This window comes from Bacillus sp. H1a, from assembly GCF_000633475.1.
GTDB lineage: Bacteria > Bacillota > Bacilli > Bacillales > Bacillaceae_G > Bacillus_A > Bacillus_A paramycoides.
In genome coordinates this window covers 1-6,105 of record NZ_AYMH01000036.1, presented here as the reverse complement: position 1 = coordinate 6,105, position 6,105 = coordinate 1, and the positions used below count along the sequence as shown (strand labels likewise).

General features: G+C 33.0%; 6 protein-coding genes. 1 reads left to right on the top strand and 5 read right to left on the bottom strand.

Annotation, left to right across the window (positions count from 1 at the left end):
- Positions 1-67 precede the first annotated feature (67 nt).
- The 4 genes from U860_RS0116440 to U860_RS0116425 form a co-directional block, all read right to left on the bottom strand.
- Positions 68-397 (bottom strand): hypothetical protein, encoded by a 330-nt coding sequence (locus U860_RS0116440; protein WP_025149417.1) that lies wholly within the window; start codon positions 395-397, stop codon positions 68-70.
- A 319-nt stretch (positions 398-716) separates the two neighbouring features.
- The gene (locus tag U860_RS0116435) at positions 717-1,277 is read right to left on the bottom strand and encodes a helix-turn-helix transcriptional regulator (RefSeq protein WP_001020684.1); all 561 of its coding nucleotides are present in this window, start codon (positions 1,275-1,277) and stop codon (positions 717-719) included.
- Positions 1,278-2,200: 923 nt separating this feature from the next.
- Positions 2,201-2,890 carry a hypothetical protein gene (locus U860_RS0116430; RefSeq protein WP_025149416.1) on the bottom strand — a complete coding sequence of 230 codons (690 nt, stop codon included), beginning with the start codon at positions 2,888-2,890 and terminating at the stop codon, positions 2,201-2,203.
- Between the two features lie 242 nt (positions 2,891-3,132).
- A complete protein-coding gene (locus U860_RS0116425) occupies positions 3,133-4,602 on the bottom strand; it encodes a plasmid recombination protein (RefSeq protein ID WP_025149415.1) in 1,470 nt (489 codons plus the stop codon).
- 490 nt (positions 4,603-5,092) lie between these two features.
- Between U860_RS0116425 and U860_RS0116415 the strand changes: the two genes are divergently transcribed.
- Positions 5,093-5,521 carry a helix-turn-helix transcriptional regulator gene (locus tag U860_RS0116415; RefSeq protein ID WP_025149414.1) on the top strand — a complete coding sequence of 143 codons (429 nt, stop codon included), beginning with the start codon at positions 5,093-5,095 and terminating at the stop codon, positions 5,519-5,521.
- Between the two features lie 252 nt (positions 5,522-5,773).
- Here U860_RS0116415 and U860_RS36850 read toward each other — a convergent pair whose 3' ends face one another.
- On the bottom strand, positions 5,774-5,905 hold the full coding sequence (locus U860_RS36850) for a hypothetical protein (RefSeq protein ID WP_261377520.1): 132 nt from the start codon (positions 5,903-5,905) through the stop codon (positions 5,774-5,776).
- Between the last annotated feature and the right edge of the window lie 200 nt (positions 5,906-6,105).

Sequence of the window (6,105 nt, the reverse complement as noted above, 5' to 3'; positions counted from 1 at the left end):
AAAATGAACAATAAAAAACAGTAGTGTATAAAATCACTACTGTTTTTTATTGTTTCTTATAAGTGAATTATTTATATTCCTGTCTATATAATTTAAACGAATAAATAGCTCCAACGAAGATTACCAGGGCTTCAAATAATATAAAGATTTGACGGAAATTCTCGATATCTTTACCAACTAAAGAAATAAATATGCAATTCATTAGAATTTGAGTAGAAAACATACAAGAAATAATTTTAAAATAAATACCATTTGTTCTTTCATCTGGTTTACCAATTTTTTTGTAAATAATAATAAGTGCAATTACTGAACCCAAAAATAGAAGTGCTGTAAGTCCTACAACGATATTGAAATTGCCTGTACTTTCTAACATCCATTTATTTAATAGATCAATCATTATTATCTTCCTTTCCTACATAAGAGAATATTTCGTTCTTCTTTTTCACTATAATAAAAAAAGAAAAAGGAAAACATCGAACTTTCTTACAAACATTCGTGTATTCTTACAGTTTTGTCATTTTGTAAATGTATTCAGCGCCTTGCCTTTCGCTAACTGGCGGTTCAGCTTGGCGAAAGCTAAAAACCCGCCGAAAATAAGAGCCAGCAAATGAAATTTATATTACCTAATGCTTAAAACTACTTCCTATATCGATGATTATGTAAACACAAAAGTCCTCCAGTTAAACAATCCGGAGGACTTTTAATAGTTTTCTAAGTTATCTTCCAAATACACTCAATCCTAAATAAATCAAACTATAACTAATTAAAGCACTTGCAAGCATCAAACCTATTTTTAATAATTTGTCTTTTATATTAGGCTTTACTTCACTTACAGGTTTTCCCTCTATAAAATCAACTATTTGACGATAAGTTTTTAAATTATGCTCTTTTTTTATGTTTTCAACTTGCTGTAATGAAAACATAAGCAAAATCGTAAGTACCACAGGTATTATAAGACCATAATAACCAAAAAAGTAAAATACAGGTGCAATAGAAATAGGAAGTATAATCATTAATGCTAACATGATGTAACTCCACTTAAAGAAAGTTGATTTTTGAAGTTCTTCTTTCATGATCTTTACATCTCCTTTAACTAAATCATCCAGGGAGACATTAAAAAGAATACTCATCATTAGTAAATTATGAATATCTGGATAGTTCCTTTCATTTTCCCAGTTAGAAATAGATTGTCTGGAAACATGAATTTTTTCTGCTAACTTCTCTTGGGACATATTATCCCGTTTACGAAAATATTGTATTTGTCTACCAATGTTCATCTATACATCTCCCTTAAGTTTGAGGTTAAGTTAAAGGCTAATTAAAGACTACCAAATTTCTTTATAATAACGTGATTCTAAGGTGTAAAAATGTTTTATCATGCTATTTTCTCCCTGTTTTCAAGTGTGAACCCCATGTATTAAACGTATCAGCATATTGAATAAGAGAAATTCATCATACCTGAAAATTACCTAAAATTGAAAAAGACCACCCTAAGGTGGCCTTTTTATGTAGGGTGGGAAGACATCGGTCTTCCCTTCGGGTTGCCCCGATGGAAATGGCGTTTTGTTTCCAAAACTGTTTTTCCTAATTATATGTTATGCAAGAGTTTCAGTTTAGTTCCTAAAGTATTAAATACTTCTTTTTTATGGTTTTGTTTTTGGTTGAAAACTTGCGTTTTGGCTAGAGTGCTGGCTCGTCGTGTGGGGGCGAAACCCCACGTATTCCGTATCAATTTTCGAGTAAGAACTATTTCAGAACGAATGATCTAAGCGGTTCGGCTCGTATACTTGCTAATCCAAGTCGATAACCATTATCTTGCGTTTTGTCTGTCGGCTTGGCGAGAAAAGCACACGAGCCGAAAAAAGTTTTGCAAGGACATAATAAAAAAGAAAAGCGTTAGCTTTTAGGTGAGGATTAACGAACCGACTTTTTTATTATGAAGGTGGAGATTTTTGAGCGTTATTTACTCAAAAATACTACCTGTTCCTTGCGGAACTTTTAGCCCTTTAATAATAGTGATAATAGAGACGATTACTAAAAAGTGCTATAAATCCAGTTATACCAAGGGTTTATAGCACTTTTGGGGGTGTGACGAAAACGTCACACTTTTAACCCTTTTTGTGACGTTTTCGTCACACCTAAAAAATTCCAAATAGGTTATAAAACACATAAAAAAATAGACTGTATCAGTTGATACAGTCTAGAAAAATCTAGCTGGCAATTTCACCTTTTTGCCATTTTGATCTTTAAGATTTTTTAAAGAATATTGAAACAATCTCATTGTCAATTTATCAAGTTTCACTTCATTTTTTCGAGGTGCACAAATCATTATGTAAGGATTTATTATCCATGTTCTAGGGCTTACAGTACGACCATTTTCAATAATTTGTCCAGCACCTTCTGGATTAAGTAAAATCTCTTTTTTCTTTAATGAGTTCATAACCAAAGAAGTTTTTTCTCTTGATTTCCCTATCATTTCAGCAATTTCAGAAACAGTTGCCGCTCTTGGTAGCTCAAAATCGTCCTCAATACTCTTTTGTTTCCTTTTAAATTTATCATCTCTACAAATAATGACATTACTTCTAAATTCCAAATAAGCTTGAATTCTAAATAAAAAACTTTCTTCTGCTTGAGTTAAATAGCCAATACTATTCAATAAATCTAAATTTCTATGCATTACTTGATTAAAAGGTTCTCCAGCAAATGGATCTTTATTAGTTCCAACATAATGGTCTTCTCCGGTTAATTCTTTTAACTGTTGTAAAAGAGATTTTTTAAGTTCTTCAGCCTGATCTCTTTGTTTTCCATCCTTCTCGAAATCTCTTTTTCTAGCATTTCTATTAGCTTGATTTAAAGCTTGTCCTAAAGCATGTTCATTTTCATCTTTCATTTTGTCGATTCCTCCTCTAATTAAGGGAATCAACAAAAATACCTATTTTTTGCTATTTGATTATGAATCAAATTATGATAATCTATAACCAGACATTTAAAATTTTAGGTATTTTCATTGAATACCCTTTGAAACGAGCCATGTTCCAGCATGGCTCGTTTTTTATTTTATCACACATATACCCTCAAGATATTGTCAAACAAAGTTTCCCCAAAATTTTACTTAATTCCTCATAATATCTTCTAACGATCCCTATCAAATCCTCGTTGTCTACTAGCCATTTCTCTTTTATGTTCACGCTCAAATTGATTATTTACACCTTTATTAGCTAGTTCATTTTTAATAAGCTCTCTAAACGTCTGAAATTTATCTTTAAAGGTTTTTTTAGTTTGCTGATACAAAACCCTTATATTAATCTGCAAATCCTTTATATGAGCTTTTAATGAGCTTATTTCAGTATTTAATGTACCTACTTCTTTTTGCAACTGACTTTTTTCTTGTTTCAATGTTCGATTTTCTTTCATCCACCCCCCTGCATGCACTTTTAAACTCTCATTCTCTTTCACAAAATCTGTCTTTTTCAAACGCTCATAATCCTTTTTAATCGTAACTGCTGCATTCACTTGTTTTGTAAATTCTTGATATTGTTCCGGTGATAATACATAATTTCTTGTCTGTTTCTTCGTAATTTCAGCTTTTCCAAACATTTTATCCTGTACTTCTATTACTACTTCTTTACGTAAAAATGGAATTTTAACAGGTTCATTTGGTACTTGATCCGTAGCACTATCTAATTCTTTTTGCATTTGTTTCACTCTTTTTTCTAACTCTACATGACACTCGCCAATTAGCTGCAGCTTTTCACTTTCACTCTCTACTTGTTGTTTTACTATCTCTAATTCTTTGTACTTATCAACGACATCACTTTCCAAACTCTTTTTCTCTACTTCTAATTCGTTTGTTTTTTCTTCAACATTTTTTAAATGATGGTCAATCGTTTGTAATTGCGTTTCTTTTTCTTGTACTTGATTCTCAACAATTGATCTTGTTTCTGCATATTCCTTGTATTGACGAACTTTCATGTATTTATGTGAACCTACATTGGCACGTTCAAAATTCGGAATGTGTTCTTTCGCTAATTGCTCAATATAGGCTGTTTCTAATTCTCTCCAATGTGCAATTAACTTTACTCCTGTTCCCCCTACACCTTGTTGTTGCAAGGCTCTATCCATTCCGACACGCCTCGTTAATCCTCGACTACTTTCAAAATTGGGTACATAATTAATATGTAAATGCGGATTGGCTTCATCATCATGTAAAACCATATTATAAACCGCTAGGTTTGGATTTCGCTCTTGAAACGCTTCAGCATAGCGCTTCAGGGCTTCCTTTTTATCTTCCCTATACTTTGGGTCATCTTTGCCTTCCCCAATCGCTACAACGAGTTCTCGTTGCTCATGTGTCTTATCGTCTTTATGTATTTTGTTATAATAGTCATCAATCTTACGGTCATTCCGTTTTTGTTTCTCGTTATACTTGTCCACTGCTTCTTGAAAGACATCTTTGTATACACTTCGGATGTCCTTTTGAACAAAGAAAATATTCTCATCTAATCTGGCTGGATCTATGCCAGGATTCCCATGAATGTTTTCTCTGTTATTGTGGCTTAATGAACTTTGGTGAGATTGATTAAATGAAATAGAACCCAACATAAAGTGCCACCACTTTCCCTAGATTAATTGATACCATAAGTCTAGCAAAGCGACGAAATGGAGTCAATTAAAGTAACCCTATACGTATTTTGACGCTTTCGCATCAAAATCGATAGGGGTCTGCGACGCTTGTCGGCTTTGCCGAACCATGCCTAGCATGGAAAAACCAAACCTTGGGCGTTGCCCAAACCCACTGGGGAACTCTTCCCCAGACCCCCTCCATCGAACTCCCCAACCCCTCAATCCTTGAGGGACTCCCTCGCCGGTTGGCAGGAACAAACGGTAGTTTGTTCAGTGCCAAGAGGGTTCGGGTGTAGTCTAGTTGGTCAAGTCAAATACTCCCTTCGCTTCGCTAGGTCCGTTTTGATTGACCAACACATGCAACCACCTGTTCCAAACCTTTGCTACTCTTAAGTTACATTATTCTACTTTGCGATTCTTACAAACTTTTATAAGTTGTAGTAAAAATAAAACTATAGGAGTTGAAATCATGGAATTCTATAAAAAACTAAAAGAAGAACGCTTAAAACATAATTTATCACAAGAAGAATTGGCCATTAAATTAAACATAAGCAGACAATCAATTTCTAAATGGGAGCTTGAAAAAGGCTATCCAAATATTGAATCACTTATTACATTAAGTGATTTATTCAACATTAGCATTGATGAATTAATTAAAGGAGATGATTGCTTGAAAGATAAAATCATCAAAGAAGGAAAAATGGGGGAATTAAAAATGACAGATCCATTCAAATGGTTATACGTATTGAGTTCAATTTTAGTAGTATTTTGGCTTTTTGTACTTCCCTGGTCCAATCCATCAGGTCTAACATTAAGCATAATTAATCTCATAGCTATTATTTACTTTGTAATTGTCGTTAACTACATCAAAAATAACAAGAAGAAATTTTTTAATTAAACTTAAAAATTAAAGACAACAGCGATTAGGTGGCTCAACATTATCTGATCGCTGTCGTCTTTATTAAATCCCTACTTAATCACAATTTTAGATACTCAAACCTTTTTCTTATTCTTCAATGTAAAACTTTTGAATAGAAGTTTACTTTCAAAAAGGAGTCTGAGAGGTATTGTGTATAGTTTGTTCACCTCAGGTACAACAAAAAGAGCCTTACCTCTGTAGACAAGACTCCACTAGTATAGCTGTATATATTTACATAACAATTAAGAAACTACAAACATATAACATCAAGTAGAAGAACCCTAACATTCCGCCTACAGCTAATACCTGTTTAACCCAACTCTTGAGTTTCGGATTACTATAAATCACTTGCATTCTTTCCATATCGTTTCCTCCTATTAAGGAGAACCCTTAAAGACTCTCACTTTGCTATGGTACCATTTTTGTCTAAACGTATAAATATGCAATATTGCATATAGAAATGTATTGTTATAAATGTAAGCGCTTACTATAATAAAGGTATAAAGATTCACCACATCTTAATACGAAACAAGAGGAGGAAGTAATATGGAAATCGCAATGAC